The 15,245-nt window shown below is 50.5% G+C and carries 11 protein-coding genes and 11 tRNA genes; 20 read left to right on the top strand and 2 right to left on the bottom strand.

Going from position 1 to position 15,245, the window contains the following annotated elements:
• Nucleotides 1-96 precede the first annotated feature (96 nt).
• Entirely contained in the window at nt 97-1,038 is a 942-nt protein-coding gene (locus ACO0LD_RS31465) for a GTP pyrophosphokinase (protein WP_423013436.1), read from the top strand.
• A gap of 190 nt (nt 1,039-1,228) precedes the next feature.
• Here ACO0LD_RS31465 and ACO0LD_RS31460 read toward each other — a convergent pair whose 3' ends face one another.
• The gene (locus ACO0LD_RS31460) at nt 1,229-2,839 is read right to left on the bottom strand and encodes an FAD-binding protein (protein WP_423013434.1); all 1,611 of its coding nucleotides are present in this window, start codon (nt 2,837-2,839) and stop codon (nt 1,229-1,231) included.
• Nucleotides 2,840-3,300: 461 nt separating this feature from the next.
• On the opposite strand from ACO0LD_RS31460, the gene ACO0LD_RS31455 reads away from it, so the two are divergent.
• The 12 genes from ACO0LD_RS31455 (at nt 3,301) to ACO0LD_RS31400 (ending at nt 5,185) form a co-directional block, all read left to right on the top strand.
• A complete protein-coding gene (locus tag ACO0LD_RS31455) occupies nt 3,301-3,558 on the top strand; it encodes a hypothetical protein (protein ID WP_423013432.1) in 258 nt (85 codons plus the stop codon).
• A gap of 119 nt (nt 3,559-3,677) precedes the next feature.
• Nucleotides 3,678-3,754 (top strand) — tRNA-Pro (locus ACO0LD_RS31450).
• A gap of 155 nt (nt 3,755-3,909) precedes the next feature.
• Nucleotides 3,910-3,994: transfer RNA gene (locus tag ACO0LD_RS31445), tRNA-Leu, on the top strand.
• Nucleotides 3,995-4,001: 7 nt separating this feature from the next.
• Nucleotides 4,002-4,077: transfer RNA gene (locus tag ACO0LD_RS31440), tRNA-Gln, on the top strand.
• Nucleotides 4,078-4,099: 22 nt separating this feature from the next.
• A tRNA-Pro gene (locus tag ACO0LD_RS31435) sits at nt 4,100-4,176 on the top strand.
• 140 nt (nt 4,177-4,316) lie between these two features.
• Nucleotides 4,317-4,391, top strand: a tRNA-His gene (locus ACO0LD_RS31430).
• A gap of 25 nt (nt 4,392-4,416) precedes the next feature.
• Nucleotides 4,417-4,500 (top strand) — tRNA-Leu (locus tag ACO0LD_RS31425).
• A gap of 14 nt (nt 4,501-4,514) precedes the next feature.
• Nucleotides 4,515-4,601: transfer RNA gene (locus ACO0LD_RS31420), tRNA-Ser, on the top strand.
• Nucleotides 4,602-4,648: 47 nt separating this feature from the next.
• Nucleotides 4,649-4,733, top strand: a tRNA-Leu gene (locus ACO0LD_RS31415).
• A 7-nt stretch (nt 4,734-4,740) separates the two neighbouring features.
• Nucleotides 4,741-4,810, top strand: a tRNA-Gln gene (locus ACO0LD_RS31410).
• Nucleotides 4,811-4,922: 112 nt separating this feature from the next.
• Nucleotides 4,923-5,005 (top strand) — tRNA-Leu (locus tag ACO0LD_RS31405).
• Between the two features lie 95 nt (nt 5,006-5,100).
• Nucleotides 5,101-5,185 (top strand) — tRNA-OTHER (locus ACO0LD_RS31400).
• Between the two features lie 65 nt (nt 5,186-5,250).
• On the opposite strand, the gene ACO0LD_RS31395 is transcribed toward ACO0LD_RS31400, so the two are convergent.
• A complete protein-coding gene (locus ACO0LD_RS31395; protein ID WP_423013430.1) occupies nt 5,251-6,645 on the bottom strand; it encodes a hypothetical protein in 1,395 nt (464 codons plus the stop codon).
• Nucleotides 6,646-7,076: 431 nt separating this feature from the next.
• Here ACO0LD_RS31395 and ACO0LD_RS31390 point away from each other — a divergent pair, with 431 nt between their 5' ends.
• The 7 genes from ACO0LD_RS31390 (at nt 7,077) to ACO0LD_RS31360 (ending at nt 14,810) form a co-directional block, all read left to right on the top strand.
• On the top strand, nt 7,077-8,327 hold the full coding sequence (locus tag ACO0LD_RS31390; protein ID WP_423013428.1) for a cytochrome-c peroxidase: 1,251 nt from the start codon (nt 7,077-7,079) through the stop codon (nt 8,325-8,327).
• 58 nt (nt 8,328-8,385) lie between these two features.
• On the top strand, nt 8,386-9,735 hold the full coding sequence (locus tag ACO0LD_RS31385; RefSeq protein WP_423013426.1) for a hypothetical protein: 1,350 nt from the start codon (nt 8,386-8,388) through the stop codon (nt 9,733-9,735).
• 59 nt (nt 9,736-9,794) lie between these two features.
• Nucleotides 9,795-10,340, top strand: coding sequence for an FMN-binding protein (locus ACO0LD_RS31380; protein ID WP_423013424.1), 546 nt, complete (start codon nt 9,795-9,797; stop codon nt 10,338-10,340).
• Nucleotides 10,337-11,164, top strand: coding sequence for an FAD:protein FMN transferase (locus ACO0LD_RS31375; protein ID WP_423013422.1), 828 nt, complete (start codon nt 10,337-10,339; stop codon nt 11,162-11,164). Before ACO0LD_RS31380 ends, ACO0LD_RS31375 begins: the two co-directional genes overlap by 4 nt.
• Before the next feature lie 41 nt (nt 11,165-11,205).
• Nucleotides 11,206-11,691: a DUF4405 domain-containing protein gene (locus ACO0LD_RS31370; protein ID WP_423013420.1), complete on the top strand. Its 486-nt coding sequence runs from the start codon at nt 11,206-11,208 to the stop codon at nt 11,689-11,691.
• 193 nt (nt 11,692-11,884) lie between these two features.
• A complete protein-coding gene (locus ACO0LD_RS31365; RefSeq protein WP_423013418.1) occupies nt 11,885-13,993 on the top strand; it encodes an SMP-30/gluconolactonase/LRE family protein in 2,109 nt (702 codons plus the stop codon).
• Between the two features lie 340 nt (nt 13,994-14,333).
• Nucleotides 14,334-14,810: a hypothetical protein gene (locus ACO0LD_RS31360; RefSeq protein WP_423013416.1), complete on the top strand. Its 477-nt coding sequence runs from the start codon at nt 14,334-14,336 to the stop codon at nt 14,808-14,810.
• The last annotated feature ends 435 nt before the right edge of the window (nt 14,811-15,245 follow it).

Below are 15,245 nucleotides of genomic sequence, written 5' to 3'. Positions count from 1 at the left end.
CGTCTTGGCGTAGCGTTCAAAGCCACCTTCGGCAAAAGTTGTCTGTTTCATGGCATTCGGGATTCAATGAGAATAGGCTTATATTAACGTTTCTAAATCAATACTCGGATACTTAATCAGAGATTCCATAGTTTTAAAAAGAAGATTGCAAAGGATAATAAAGATTATTTAACTTTGTCTGAGATTACTGATTTGGCAGGCATAAGAATAATTACATATTTAGCGAAAGATGTAGATCTTGTACAAGATATTGTGGACAGAGAGTTTGATGTCGATGAGAAAAATTCTCCTGATAAGCGAATACCTGACAATCCAAAAATGTTTGGATATTCATCCTTGCATAAAGTTGTCGCTTTGAATGAATCAAGACGAGATCTTGCTGAGTACAAAAACTACTTTGGTTTAAAGTGTGAAATACAAATTCGCTCAGTATTACAACATGCCTGGGCAGAAATTGAGCATGATTTAGGATATAAAAATTCCGTTGGTATTCCAAGCGTTCTTCAAAGGAGATTTTCTCGAGTGGCGGGCCTACTTGAGATTGTAGATAGCGAATTTGATGAAATTTCAAAAAAAATGCAAGAATATGAAAATTCATTGCCAGGAAAGCTTGCGGATGCTCAAGAGTCTGTGGAAATTAATTTAGTGTCGTTACGAGTAGCGTATAACGAAAGATCAGCCTTACGGGATCTCGATTTGGCAATTGCCAATGCATTGAATATACCTGTTTCGCTGACAAGTAACAGCTTTGACTCTATTGTACTAGCGTCTGGAGTTTGTGAAATAATGTCTATCGAGAAGTTGGAAAATTTGGCGAGAATCTATAAGGATCAGATTGTAAGATTTGCTCGAAACGTCGATATAAAGAATGTAACTATGCTTAACATTGGTCAAGGGCTAATGTATTTAATGTATTTTCTATTGGCATCGGGAAAAGATGAAGATAGATCAATTTCTCTTCTTATTGCTATGGGCGGCTCTTCGGAAAATGCCTCTTTAATCTATGCGCGCATGGTTTCTTCGGCTTTGTTAGTTTAGCTTTATTAACACGTTTGGAAGTTTGTAGTGATGTGGGGCGCATTGCAATGCGCCCCATGGTTTCACAACATTCCGGGAAAAATATTTGCGCCGTGCACGACGCTCACATACGGCGCATTACAATTCTCCCGTTGCGGCTACGCGTATCCCTTTCGCAAACATCGCCGCAAATATCGCCGTGACAACGGCATCACTCCCCCAGCAGTTTCGCCACATAAGGATTTACAAACATCCCGGTAGGGTCACAACTTTGGCGGTAGTCGTCAAAGGCTTGCACGCGTTCCTGGCGACGGTTGCGTAGCTGCTTGATGAAAGCCGGGTTGAAGGGCTGCGTAGCTGCTGCAGGGCCGGTGGTCGGGTCGTAGAAGCCATACATCTTGCCATTGTGTGGCCAGCCGCCCAGGGTGATCCATTCGCTTTCGATCTCAGCGAAAAAATTCAGCAGCTTGGTCGGATAATCCAGGCCGTTTTTATTGCCCTTGGTATCATCATGGACGGCGACGAAGGCGATCAGGTCAAGGTTGACGAAGTAAACATCGGCATTGCTGGTATAGGTGCCTGCCATGGCCGTATTGCCGCCCTTGATAAAACGAAATTCCATCGGTGCGGCAATATGGAAGTTGCTGCTCTTGTTGACCTTGTCACTGACAGACTTTAATGCACCCCAAACCTTGGACAAACTTTCTGCACCCAGGTCTGGCAGTTCGATAAAGTAAGACATGAAGATGACCCTGGCAGCGTCCCCCAGCCACAGGTCAGAATTCTTTTGTCCTGCGGCTTTGACTTCGCCCTTGATGACGGATATCGCAGCCGAGGTGATCATGGCCGCTGCTGCTGTGCCGACGATGGGGGCATCGAAAGTTTGTGCATAGATGGCGGCGTCTTCGGCCAGGTCTTCACCAAAAGGCAAATACGGTGCGCCGAACTCATCTTTTTGCGCCAGCTCGCAGGCGTTGGGGGCTGGCTCTGGGGTTGGCGCAGCGCCCGAGCCGCTTTCCACATTCCACCAGGCGGCCGTGAAGTTGCTGGTGCCGGTCAGCGCATAGGGGTTGAAGAAGGTTTCTACCCTGGATTTGGATGCCAGCAGGGCAGACAGGCCAGCACCAAAGTTGGCAGCGTTTTCCCAGACATAATCATTGATGCCAGATGTCAGGCAATTGGCAAAAGGGCGCGGCAAGACGCTGATGGTGACGGCAGTGACCACGCCCAAGGCACCCAGCGATACGCGGGCAAATTGCAGTGGTGACCATGCGCCGATCTTGGGTGTATTCGCGTCTATGGTATTGACATTGCCGCTCGGCCCCATGATGGCAAAGGCCGTCACGGTTTCGGCAAAGATAGGTGCCTGCACGGTGGCACCATGCACGTCCACGGCAGTCATGCCTCCAAGGCTGAAAAAGCCGCCAGCGGTGACGGTTTCCAGCATCAGCTTGTTTTGCGTCAGGAAAGCATCAAGTTCGTCTTCGCGTACACCCGTGTTGACGGTGACGCTTTTGCCATCGCTGCTGATTTGCATGCGCTGCTCACCATCGCGGCCCAGGTCGGCATAACAAGACAGGTCGACGATGATGAATTTGCTGGCAGGTGTTTCGCTGCTGGCCACCAGCGGGGTTTGTGAGTGGCGTTGGCCGGATACACGCAGCTGTTTGCCTTGTGCAGCAGCATTGGTGACGATTGCTTGTAATTCTGCGCGTGTGCGTGGTGTGTAGTAGTAATTGTCGCCCTGGTAAAACAGATTCTGGCTCCAGTTTTGCCAGAGAGGGGAGGCGGGTTTGGTGTTGTCTGTGGTTGTTTGTGACATGGCTTACTCCGGTGGTGATGCAAATGTGGGATGTCTTTTCTCCTCCCCCTTCAAGGGGAGATTTGTGGGAATTCGCAAAGCACAACTTTGTGCCACAAATTTCCCCTTGAAGGGGAGGGGACTAAAACATCGCACCTGCGATTGGTATCTTTAAATCAAACACATCAATACTGCAAAAAATATCTTCAGTTGCATGAAATTCAAGGTATTTGGAAAAGAATTTTAATGCAATTTAGTCTAGCATAAATTTTAACAAAATAAGCCTTTTTCATAGTGTGGCTACGTACATCCCGGTAGGTCAATATCACATTAAAATATTCGCCTGTTGCAAAAATGTCGTATTTAATTGAATAAATTCGTCATGCCATGCTTGTTTTATTTAAAAAGCTATGGCAAGATACATCCATCGAATACAGCAACACCCCAAGATTAATACTCAATCATAAAGAACAGGACATATTGTGAACGCAACGCTACTCCAACAACTGAACCAGAACTTGCGCCTCATCGCGCAGGGCATGGCACAGGCTGGTGCAGCGCTGCTGGATACAGCTTCGCTCCCATCCCCTTCTTTAGCCGCTGACCTGCAGTCGCAGCCAACCCTGCAACTGCAGCCTACATTAAGCAGCCCGCTCTTCGCCTTGCCCTTGCATCATCTGGGCGCATGCGTGCAATTCAACATCCGGGGGGAAACCCCACAGGAAAGCCTCACCAGTTAATGGTGTACGCCACCTGTAGCGACAAGCCCGGATGCGATCAATGCACCGGGCTTTTTAGTTTTTATAACGCAGAATTTTTAAACCTGATTGCAGATTGCAACAGGCATTAACAGTCATATCGGAGTGTGGCGCAGCCTGGTAGCGCTACTGCCCTGGGAGCAGAAGGTCCGAGGTTCAAATCCTCGCACTCCGACCAGTTTGAACGTTGCATCGTTCTGTAGAGGGCGTCGTTGTAAACGGCGTTCTCTACACCTTGAATTAGCAACAAGGTAGGGTGCGCCATGCGCACCGTCGTTGAAAAGTGAAACGTGTGCCGGTGCGCACGGCGCACCCTACCGGAAGAAGCATTAAGCGCATGTGGTGGAATTGGAATACACGCTGGCCTCAGAAGTCAGTGCCGAAAGGATTGAGGGTTCAAGTCCCTCCGTGCGCACCAGTTATATAGGGGATTAGCCAAGTGGTGACGGCATCGGGTTTTGAACCCGACACTCCAAGGTTCGAATCCTTGATCCCCTTCCAATTTTGAGTAGTAAAGTTTTTTCGGAGTGTGGCGCAGTCTGGTAGCGCAGCTGCTTTGGGAGCAGAAGGTCCGGGGTTCAAATCCTCGCACTCCGACCAGTTTGAGTATTGCATGATTTTGTAGGGTGCGCCGTGCGCACCATCGTTGATCAACGAAACGTGTGTGCTGGTGCGCATGGCGCACCCTACGAGACTGAGCGAAAGCTCAGCTATGTAAAGATTGAACAGCCTGCTTTGGGGTGGCCATAACTTAATGGTGAAAGTCGTGGATTGTGAATCCGCTTATCCCGGTTCGACTCCGGGTGGCCACCCCAAAGCAGGTTGAAGTAAATGATTAAAGCGCGTGTGGTGGAATGGTATACACGCTGGTTTCAAAAACCAGTTTCGTCAGATATGAGGGTTCGAATCCCTCCATGCGCACCAGTATTTGGAAATTTGGAAACGTGGCAGAGCGGCCATTGCAGCTGTCTGGAAGACAGTAGGGCTGAAAGGTCCCGTGAGTTCGAGTCTCACCGTTTCCACCAGTAAGTAAGCGCATCGGCATGCATGCCGGTGAGCGAGAGAGTTGAATGCGCGTGTGGTGGAATTGGGATACATGCTGGTCTTAGAAACCAGTGCCGAAAGGATTGAGGGTTCAAGTCCCTCCGCGCGCACCAGTTTTACAGGGGATTAGCCAAGCGGCCAGGCACCGGGTTTTGAATCCACTAGGGTTCGAATCCTTGATCCTCTTCCAGTTTGAGTATTGCATGATTTTGTAGGGTGCGCCGTGCGCACCATCGTTGATCAACGAAACGCGTGCGCTGGTGCGCACGGCGCACCCTACGAGAAACTGCAAACCGGTTTTTGCGCGTGTGGTGGAATGGTATACACGCTGGTCTTAAAAACCGGCGCCTCTGGCATGTGGGTTCGAGTCCCACCACGCGCACCACGATTGACATCAATCTTACCGCTGTCATGCCAGACAGAACGAGATTGACCATAGATAAAATCTGTACGCAGCTTGCATGCGGCAATAAGAATTTTGAAAGCGTGGCAGAGTGGTTGAATGCACCTGTCTACATACAGCAATCGCTGTCGGGGGCCGTGAGTTCGAATCTCACCGTTTTCAGATGATTACTTAATCCAGTTTTGTACACTTCAAAGTTATTGATTTTTCTTTTACAAGTTAAAGGATCAAAGCATTTTATTATTTTCACTAATAGTTAAACCATAAGAAGCTCTTTGTTGTGCCATTTCAATAAAAGAATCTGGGTCATTTAGAGTTTTCATACGATTAGTCGCTTCAATCAAATCTTCTCTGGCTAATAAAATAGTGTCGGAAACTTTAATATCATCTGCATTTGTCACAATTTGATCTTTAGGCAATGCGCACACAAGGATACTATAGACAATATCTGGAGAATTATTTTGTTGAAGTTTCTTTGAAAGTGCGCGCTTTCGGTCATACAGTTTTCCGATTTTATTTGCAAAATCACTTGTTCTGAGAGTGGACTCAAGAACAATGAGTTTTCCTTGGGGTGTGGCCAAAACTAAATCGGGTGCGTCTTTATTGATCAGGCTTGTAACTGAAAACCCCAAGACAAACATCAAATTTGCAATCCCCTTTTCAAATGTCGCAGAGTCTTGGGTAGTAAAAATGGCGCTATGCATATTTTGTTTATCAGAGTCAAATGTCTCTAAAGCTAATAAGCGTCGATTACTTGTCCTGGCTCCATCTAGGAACCATTGTCGGCGTACGAGCATTGTGCCGTTCATTACAGTAACTAGTGCGCCATGTGCTCCTGGTAATTCAATTTCTGCATAGCCCTTTCGCGTATCACCTTGTACTTCAGCCCATCTAATTTGATTTGTTACATGCATCCTTAAACTCAAATCTGAGTCGGGCATAGCTCTGATTAGTAGGCTAAGCTTGCTAATGTCGAAAGCTGAGTGCGTAACTAAACTTAAGTACAGCTTGTCATTGTTTAGATTGCATTCTATAAGTCGAAGATCGACTGGCGGGCCAACTGAAATATTAATGGCAGGGGGGTCAGCATAACCACCGGGCATGCGTAAATTTAAAATACTTGCAACATCTGTAAGCCCATCAAAGGGAGGTGTTGAAAGCCGAAGGATATTATCGAATTCAATTAATTCTGCTGATTGAATTGGTGGAAACTGATTGCGACCAATCTTCAAATGAAGTTGCAGTTCCCAGGCATCACGACGCGCCATTTCAGAATAATGACTTAGGGAGTCGTCCCCGGGTAAGATCATCGTTCGATTATTTACTACGATAAATCCATCGATCGCGTTTGATATTAAGCTATCGTAGTCGCTTTTCTTATTGAAGCTTAATTGTTTTCTGCCTATGCAGATTTTATCTGTAACTATTTCGAAATATCCACCGGTAGTTGGTGATATTGGGCTTAAATAAATATGTGCATCGGTTAAGAAATATTTTCCGTCGATAGCAACTGCAATGTAGCGAATGTCAACAAAATACCCAAGTAATATCCATTCGTCTTTTGATTCAAGGAATTTTTTCAGCATATGCTTTAAAAGTAGTCGAGAATTTTGAGATGGCATTTAATTTTGTTAATTATTTATGCCTCTTAATGCAGTTAATTTCACAAGCAAATGTGTATGAACATTAGATTTAAAGCGCATTTTGCGCAAGGGAATCATAGTTTATTTTCTTTGTTATTTAGTTGGAATTGCTGCATTTTTTTTAGTTTGTCGGTTCATTCTTCTGGTTTGATGAATACGTAGAGTTCAGATCAATGTGACCGCAGGAGCTCCATGCACCTAATTGGGGTTAGAAACTAATTGATCATCCTGGCGGCCAAAAGTTTATTGCACCGAATCAAAACGCGTGCAAACAGCAATTGCTGTAAAAACTTGACCCATATCAACAAAAACAACACTTACCTTTACAGCAACTCCACACAAAATATATAATCACAATCATTCTCATTTGCATTTATCAGTCCATTCTGGGCTAACTCACGGATTTAACGATGTTATTCACTTCAGGTGTCCTGAAAAGGACTATCGCAGTATTTTCTTTTTCCCAAAAAATACCTCATGTGGCTGTTGCCGGATTGGTGTTGAGCCTGGCTGCCTGTGGCGGTGGGGGCGGCAGTAGTCCTGCATCGGGCGGCTCGGCTGCGGTGCCAGATGCGGGCATGAGTGCGGCGGCGCGGGTGGGGGAGAAGATATTCAAGGATGTGAGCCTGTCTGCTTCTGGCAAGATGTCTTGTGCGACTTGCCATGATGCTGACAATGCGCATGCGCCCAAGAATGATCTGGCGGTGCAGCTGGGTGGGCCTAACCTCGATGTGCCGGGTACGCGGGCGGTGCCGTCTTTGCGTTACCTGGAGCAGAATCCGGCTTTCTTCTTTGCGGCTGACGGTACACCGACCGGTGGTTTTACCCGTGATGGCAAGGCCAATACCCTGGCGCAGCAGGCAGAGACGCCTTTCCTGGCGGCGCATGAGATGGCCAATAAAGACCGCGCCGATGTGGTCGCCAAGTTGCAAAGAGCCAGCTATGTGAATGAGTTCAAGACGGCCTATGGTGCGACCGTGTTTGACAATGCCGACACGGCGTTTGAACGCATTTTGTTCTCGCTTCAGCAGTATCAAAAAGAGGATACCGATTTCCATCCTTATGATTCGAAGTATGACCAGTTCATCGCTGGCCGCGCCACGCTCAGCGATGCCGAGTTGCGTGGACTTTCGCTGTTCAATAATCCCATCAAGGGCAATTGCGCGGCTTGCCATCTGAGTGTCAAGGGGGCGAATGGTGCGCCGCCTTTGTTCACTGACTTTACTTACGATAATCTCGGCGTGCCGCGCAATATGGATATTGCGGCCAATGCTGACCCTGCCTTCTTTGACCTTGGCCTGTGCGGCCCTGATCGTACTGACCTGGCAAACCGCAGTGCGCTATGCGGTGCTTTCAAGGTGCCTACGCTGCGCAATGTGGCGACGCGCAAAGTATTTTTTCACAATGGCAAATTCAAGAGCCTGCGCGATGCGGTGAATTTTTATGTGCGCCGCGATACCAATCCTGAAGAGTGGTTCCCTTATGGCGCAGATGGCAACCCGGTCAAGTTCAATGACTTGCCTGCGCAATATGTCGCCAATGTGAATACCACAGAAGTGCCTTACAACCGCCAGCGTGGCATGGCTGCTGCCCTGACTTCTGATGAAGTGGATGATGTGGTCAAGTTCCTTGGCACATTGAACGATGGCTACAAGCCTTGATCCGCAAGATATTCATCACATAAAAAATTTAGAGAATTTAGAAAACTGGAATGACATCATGAAAAAAAATATCTACATCAAAGCCGCCAACGTCACCATTGCAGCCTTGATCACTGGCCTGTTCACTGCACCCGCACATGCAGGTGAAGCTGAACTGCTGCAAAAAATAGAAAAGCTGGCGGCAGAACTTGAAGCCATCAAGGCAGAGCTCGTGGCTACGCGTAAAAAGACTGACATGGTTGAGCAAAAGCAGGAAGTGATGATCAGCAATGCGGTCAAGGCGCAGGCACCGGGCGCGATTGCACCGCTGGCATCGGCACCAGGTGCTGATAGTGTCAGGGCATTGCCACAGACTGCGCAGACCGTCATCAGCAGCTATGGCGAAATCAATTACACCCGTCCGCGTGAAGCCAGCAACCAGGCGCAAGCCGATGTGGGCCGTGCTGTGATCGGTATCGCCCATCGCTTCAATGAAAAAACCAAGATGGTCGCCGAGTTTGAATGGGAGCATGCAATTGCCTCCAAGGGTGACGATGGTGAAGCAGCAGTCGAGCAACTGTATGTCGAGCATGAAATCAAACCTGGCCTGTCTGGCAAGGCGGGTCTGTTCCTCATTCCTGCGGGCTTTTTGAACACCAGCCATGAGCCAACGGCTTACTATGGCGTACACCGCAATTTTGTGGAAACCGCGATCATCCCTTCTACCTGGCGTGAAGTGGGCCTGGGCTTGTCTGGCTCGCATGACAATGGCCTGAGCTGGGACCTGGGCTTGACCACAGGCTTTAACCTCACCAAGTGGGATGCCAGCTCTGGCGATGGCCGCGAATCACCTCTGGGTGCGATTCACCAGGAAGGCCAGTTTGCCAAATCACGTGACCTGAGCGTGCATGGCGCAGTCAACTGGCGCGGCGTGCCTGGCCTGCTACTCGGTGGCTCTGTATTCACAGGCAAGATAGGCCATGCGACGACAGACTTTGCTGCCAATGATGCCAGGCTCACGCTGTGGGATTTGCATGCCCGCTACAACCCCGGCAAGCTCGACCTGACAGCGCTGTATGCACGCGGCACCATCAGCAATACGGGTAACCTGAACCTGACTTTTGTTGGCCAACCTAATCCCGTGCCGTCTACATTTGCGGGCTGGTATGTGCAGGGTGCTTATCAGTTGTGGAAGAATGAAGACTACAGCCTGACACCTTTCCTGCGCTATGAGCAGTTCAATACGGCCAAGTCGTACGCCTTTGTCCCGCTGGGCCTGGGTGTTGATGCCAGCCCGGATGAAAAAGTCATGAGCTTTGGTGCCAGCTTCAAGATAGGTGAAGGCGTGGTCCTGAAGGCTGACTACCAGAAGTTCAAACAGGACAGCAGCCGTGACCGCTTCAACCTCGGCGCTGGTTATTCTTTCTAAGATGCACTCTGCAATGTGCATTATCATGTGCACATTGATGAACTCTTGAAGATATTTTGATGAACCGGCTTGTTCCCTTATCCCTGCTTGCTGTCGCCGGTGTAGCTGGCGTCAGCGGCAGCGCCTTTGCCACGCAATACCTGACGGTGGAGCAGGCGCAGGCGGCGATTTTCCCTGAAGCCAGCAGCTTCAAGCCTGTGCCGCTGCAATTGGACGCGGCACAGATGAAGCAGGTAGAAAAACTCTCTGGCCTGCCAGCCCGCTCGGTGAGCTGGCGCGCAGTTGCGGCCTATAAGGACGACAAGCTGCTCGGCCATGTGGTGTTTGATGAAGTCATCGGCAAGTTTGAACTGATCTCATATGCAGTAGGTTTGCAGGCAGATGCCAGCGTGCGTCAGGTGGAGATACTGGCCTACCGCGAAAGCCACGGTTTTGAGATACGCAATGCCAACTGGCGCAAGCAGTTCGTCGGCAAGACTGCAGCCAGCGGCCTGGTAATAGGCGAGGGCATTGCCAACATCAGTGGTGCGACGCTGTCCTGCGCCCATGTCACCGATGGCGTGCGGCGCATTGCCGCGATTGCCCAGGTCACCCTCAAAAAATGAAACGTCGCGCCCAGCCCGCCCTGGGCACGCTGGTGGAAATCAGTCTGTATGATGATCTGGATGAGGTGCAAAGCCAGGCAGCTTTCCGCGCTGGTTTTGCTGCCATTCATGCCATCCATCAACTGATGAGTTTTCATGCGCCTGACAGCGACATCGGCCGTTATAACCGTGCTGCTGCTGGTGCGCTCATCGACATCCACACACATACCGCCACGGTGCTGGCAGCCGCCAGGGACTTGTATCAACAATCAGGCGGCCTGTTCGATATCCGCATTGCCCGGCAACTGGTGGCATGGGACTTTTTGCCAGCGCCCGCAACAAGTACAACTGATGTGGCTAGCGTGACGGGTGAGATGTATAGCCTGCCATCTGCCACGCAAGTCCACAAGCATGCAGACGACTGGCTCGATGTTGGCGGCATCGCCAAGGGCTACGCGGTTGATTGCGCCATCGCTGCCCTGCAAACCTGTGGCGTGCAGCATGCCTGCGTCAATGCCGGTGGCGATTTGCGTGTGCTGGGTCAGGCGCAAACAGTGTTGATACGTGACCCGCAACAGCCGCACAGCATGGCAAGTCAGGTGCAACTGACAGACCAGGCCATGGCGACGTCGGCCAGTTATTTCTCCCGCAAGGGCAGTGCAGGCAAGATGCTCAGTGCGCTGGTACATCCACTGACCGGCACAGCCATCGCCGACCAGCACAGCTATACCGTCATCTCACCACTTTGCATGTGGGCCGATGCCCTGACCAAAGTAATCGCTGCCAGTGGCAATGCACTACATCCATGTTTGCGCCTGTATGAGGCAGAAGCTTTTATAATCTGATCCTGTCTCATTGCCTGATCGCCCCTTCATGCTTAACTATCATGCGCACCAATAAACACAGCCTGCATCACCGTCCACTGGCGGCTGCTACCGTCCAGCAATTCAAGCTGGAAGCCTGGCACAAGTACGCGCTGTATGGCATGGTTGCCGCCTTGTTCGCCACAGGTCTGGCCTGGCTGCTGGCGCGCTACTTTCTGCGCGTGGCGGGTGAATATGGCGAGAGCATCCATCCGCTGGAACACTGGGCCATGCAGGCCCATGGTGCCCTTATCATCCCCCTGAGTTTTCTGGCGGGCGGCCTGCTGTTCCAGCACATGCGCCGTGCCCACCGCGCCCAGCGCAACCGCAATAGTGGCTGGAGCATGCTGCTGACATTGCTGTGGCTGGCAATGACCGGCTATGCCCTGTATTACTTTGCCAGCGAAACCCTGCGCCCCTACTGGTCTGCCGCGCACTGGGTAATCGGCCTGGTGTTGCCGATGCTGCTGTGGTTGCATATACGTCTGGGGCGGCGTCTGTCGGCCTAGTTGGCTTTTTGAACTGTGTGTTGATATGCGCTAATGGCCGCCGTGATCAAGCAATGAATTCGCCAATATAGTTGCTTAAAGCAAATACATTCAAATGTGGTAACATGTTTTCAATTTGGCATTCTTGTGCCGTCACCTGAGCAGGTAGCGCACCCGACCAGTCTGCCTGGCTGTTCACTTACCACATTTATTCATGATCACTTCCAAAGCTGTTAGCTACTTCCGTTCTGGTATTCCCTTCCGCGCTTCCCTGAGCTGTCTCATCACCGCAGCCATACTCACGGCCTGTGGCGGTGGTGGCAGTGCAGCTCCTGCTACCACTTCTCCTGGTACGACCGGCGGCAGCACAGGTAATACGACAGGCACCTCGGGCACAGGCAGCATTGCCCTGCTTGCCGGTAATGTGGGTGGTCCTGGCATTGTTGATGGCACGGGGACAAACGCACGCTTCAGTGGCCTCAATGGCATCACCCTTGATGCCAGTGGCACTCTCTATGTCGGTGACGACAAGCGCGTGCGCAAGATAACGCCAGCAGGCGTGGTCACTAGCTTTGCCGGGGGCGAATTTGGTTATGCAGAAGGTAGCGGCAGCAGTGTCAAGTTCTTTAAGGCACAACACATGGCAACCGATGCCGCAGGCAATATCTATGTACTTGACCCTTACGCCTGCGTGGTACGCAAACTGACACCCGCTGCCGTCTCATCGACGCTGGCTGGCAGTTTGTGTTCCGCCGCGATGGCAGACGGGCAGGGCAGTGCTGCCAGCTTTTCGACGCTCTCAGGCATGACCATAGACAGCGCAGGCAACCTGTATATCGCTGATGAGCACACCATACGCAAGCTGACACCGGCAGGCATGGTCACGACTATCGCAGGAAAACCCGGGGTCAGTGCGGCAGATGATGGCCAGGGTAGCAATGCCCGTTTTTTTTGGCCCTCTGGCCTGGCGACAGATAATGCTGGCAATGTCTATATTGCAGACAGCTACAACCACAGCATACGCAAGATGACACCCGCAGGCGCGGTCACGACCATCGCTGGCCGTGCCGGAGAAACAGGCAGCGTCGATGGCACAGTCGCTGTGTCACGTTTCAATACACCGCGTGCAGTGTCTGTCGATACGGCAGGCAATATCTACGTGGCTGACACCTTCAACAGCGTCATCCGCAAGATCACACAGGCAGGCATGGTCAGCACCGTGGCCGGTAGCAGCGGACAAGTGGGGATAGACGATGGCACCGGTGCTGCCGCCAGATTTGCCCAGCCCATGGCCATCGTCGGTGACAGCGCAGGTAATCTGTACGTGGCAGATGCAGGCAATTTCAACGTGCGCAAAATCAATGCAGCCGGAGTGGTCACGACGCTGGCGGGTGCCATCAACATCAGGTATGCCCTCGATGGCGTAGGCGCAACTGCCGGATTTTATCAGACAGGCAACCTGGCCGCAGACATCAATGGCAATCTTTACCTCAATGATTTTATGTCTGGCAAACACATCGTGCGCAAGGTCACACCGGAAGGCGTGGTCAGCACCATAGCGGGCGTGGCTGCCAATTTTGACCAGATCGGTGGCCTGGCGACAGACGTCAATGGCAATGTGTATGTCGCCGATACCGTAGGCACCATCCGCCAGATCAACCCCGCCGGTGTGATCACGCCAGTGGCGGGTGTGGAGTGGAAGTTTGGTCTGGTCGATGGCAAGGGCAGCGAAGCCAGGTTCAGATCACCAAATGGCATCGTCAATATGGGTAATGGCGACATGCTGGTGGCTGACATGGTCAACCAGGCCATACGCAAAGTCACCGTTGCTGGCCAGGTCAGCACCTATGCCAGCATCCCGCTGACGCAGGCAGCCAGCTTCAAGCCTTTTGGTGAGGGACGTGGAACACCTTATATATCCAATGGCATGGCGATGGACAGCAGTGGCAATCTCTATGTGGCAGACGGCGGCAGCAATGTGATCTTCAAGATTTCCAGCACAGGCGTCAGCAGTGTTTTTGCCGGTGTCGAATTTCAGCCCGGCAGTGCCGATGGCACAGGCACCGCCGCCCGCTTCAACCGCCCACAAGGCATGACTATCGATACCAAGGGTAATTTATATGTGGCTGATACCGACAACAATACCGTGCGCAAAATCACCCCGGCAGGCGTCGTCACAACCCTGATAGGCACCCCCGGCCAGGAAGGCTTTACCGTCGGCCCCTTGCCAGGCGTATTGTCAAAACCGCAGTCCGTGGTGTTTAGCAATGATGCCTTGTACATCACCACTTACCAGGGTGTAGTGGTGGCGCGTAATTTTTAAAGTGTTCCGGCCCCTTGAGAGGGGAAATCTGGCGCGGCATGCCGTTAGATGATGGTGAAATAATTGCAGCGCATTGTTTTCATCAATATATTTCTAAAAAAATGTCCGCCAGGTGCGGACATTTTTTCTTTTCCAGTCAATGAATCATTGATAAAATGCTCGCTGTTTTGCGCGACGAATTGGCATATTGCTCAGCAGTAATTTGCACTCTCCTGTCACTGTCACTTCACTGCCACATTCCGCATTACAAAACCATAAAACTGATACCACCATCTGCGCATGCCTGCCAACAAGGCTGTGCGCTCACGTTTGTATTTACATAAAACAAAAGGCCTGCGCGATGATGCTGCTGCATCAGGGGAAAGCGCGTGCAATTTTTTACTTCAGAAAGTACACAAGCATGTTTCGTTTTTTATCCATGATTTTGGTTCTTGGCATTGCGATCAAAGTTGTTTATACGATGAATAAGGACAGTATCAAGACTGCCGTGAATGAAACAAAGGTGGTAGCCGATATTCAAAAAACCCAGGAAAAGTTGCCCTTGACCCTGGAAAACGGTCTGCGTCTGGAAAAAGCGGAATATATCGATCATGTTGCCCGTATGTACGCCACAGAGCCGTTCAAACAGGAAGCATCGGAAAGTCAGAGAGAACAATATAAAAAGGATGTCATCCAGTATTATTGCAAGGGCTTTTTAAAAGTCTTCTACGATGGCAATGCGAGGATAGAATACGTCTTCAAGACCTTGCCACATTCACTCAATGATCTCTCTACCACAACCTGGAGTGCGAAAGTGGAACCTGCTGATTGCAGATAAGATTTCCGTCCCATCTCTCGCTTACAATGCAGGCACTTTCATTGCAGTCATGGCTGGCGCTGGTTTTTCCAGCAAGGCAGTCCGCGTAGGTACGATTAGCAGCGCGTAATCGTACGCATGATATGTCTGAGAAATTACGATCTTTCAAAGATTGAGCGGTATGAAATATTGTCTCAGTAGTGTGTCCTCCCGCGGGAAATAATGAATGAAAATTTTAGTTTCAACAGCTGATGGACGCTGACATGCGTACGATTACGCTTGCGCTTGTATGGTTATAAGTGACGATTTCTGGGAAACTAGAAAGCGTTGGGGTGGAGGGACAACGCTGCGCATCTGCAGTTTTCACTGACAGACTCGATTAGAACTCTCCCACCCCACCTCTTCAACGTCGATGAGGAATCCAGCGGTCAATAGGCCTGCCAACCAATACCGCCG

This window comes from Undibacterium sp. Ji83W (genome assembly GCF_049340385.1).
Lineage (GTDB): Bacteria > Pseudomonadota > Gammaproteobacteria > Burkholderiales > Burkholderiaceae_D > Undibacterium.
The sequence above is the reverse complement of the archived record's forward strand: the minus strand, read 5'-3'. Positions and strand labels throughout refer to the sequence as shown.

Excerpts from the sequence above, each read along its gene's own strand:
- ACO0LD_RS31385 (WP_423013426.1), top strand. The coding sequence starts at position 8,386 with ATGAAAAAAAATATCTACATCAAAGCCGCCAACGTCACCATTGCAGCC.
- ACO0LD_RS31380 (WP_423013424.1), top strand. The coding sequence starts at position 9,795 with ATGAACCGGCTTGTTCCCTTATCCCTGCTTGCTGTCGCCGGTGTAGCT.
- ACO0LD_RS31460 (WP_423013434.1), bottom strand. The coding sequence starts at position 2,839 with ATGTCACAAACAACCACAGACAACACCAAACCCGCCTCCCCTCTCTGG.
- ACO0LD_RS31360 (WP_423013416.1), top strand. The coding sequence starts at position 14,334 with ATGATGCTGCTGCATCAGGGGAAAGCGCGTGCAATTTTTTACTTCAGA.
- ACO0LD_RS31365 (WP_423013418.1), top strand. The coding sequence starts at position 11,885 with ATGATCACTTCCAAAGCTGTTAGCTACTTCCGTTCTGGTATTCCCTTC.
- ACO0LD_RS31370 (WP_423013420.1), top strand. The coding sequence starts at position 11,206 with ATGCGCACCAATAAACACAGCCTGCATCACCGTCCACTGGCGGCTGCT.
- ACO0LD_RS31395 (WP_423013430.1), bottom strand. The coding sequence starts at position 6,645 with ATGCCATCTCAAAATTCTCGACTACTTTTAAAGCATATGCTGAAAAAA.
- ACO0LD_RS31375 (WP_423013422.1), top strand. The coding sequence starts at position 10,337 with ATGAAACGTCGCGCCCAGCCCGCCCTGGGCACGCTGGTGGAAATCAGT.
- ACO0LD_RS31390 (WP_423013428.1), top strand. The coding sequence starts at position 7,077 with ATGTTATTCACTTCAGGTGTCCTGAAAAGGACTATCGCAGTATTTTCT.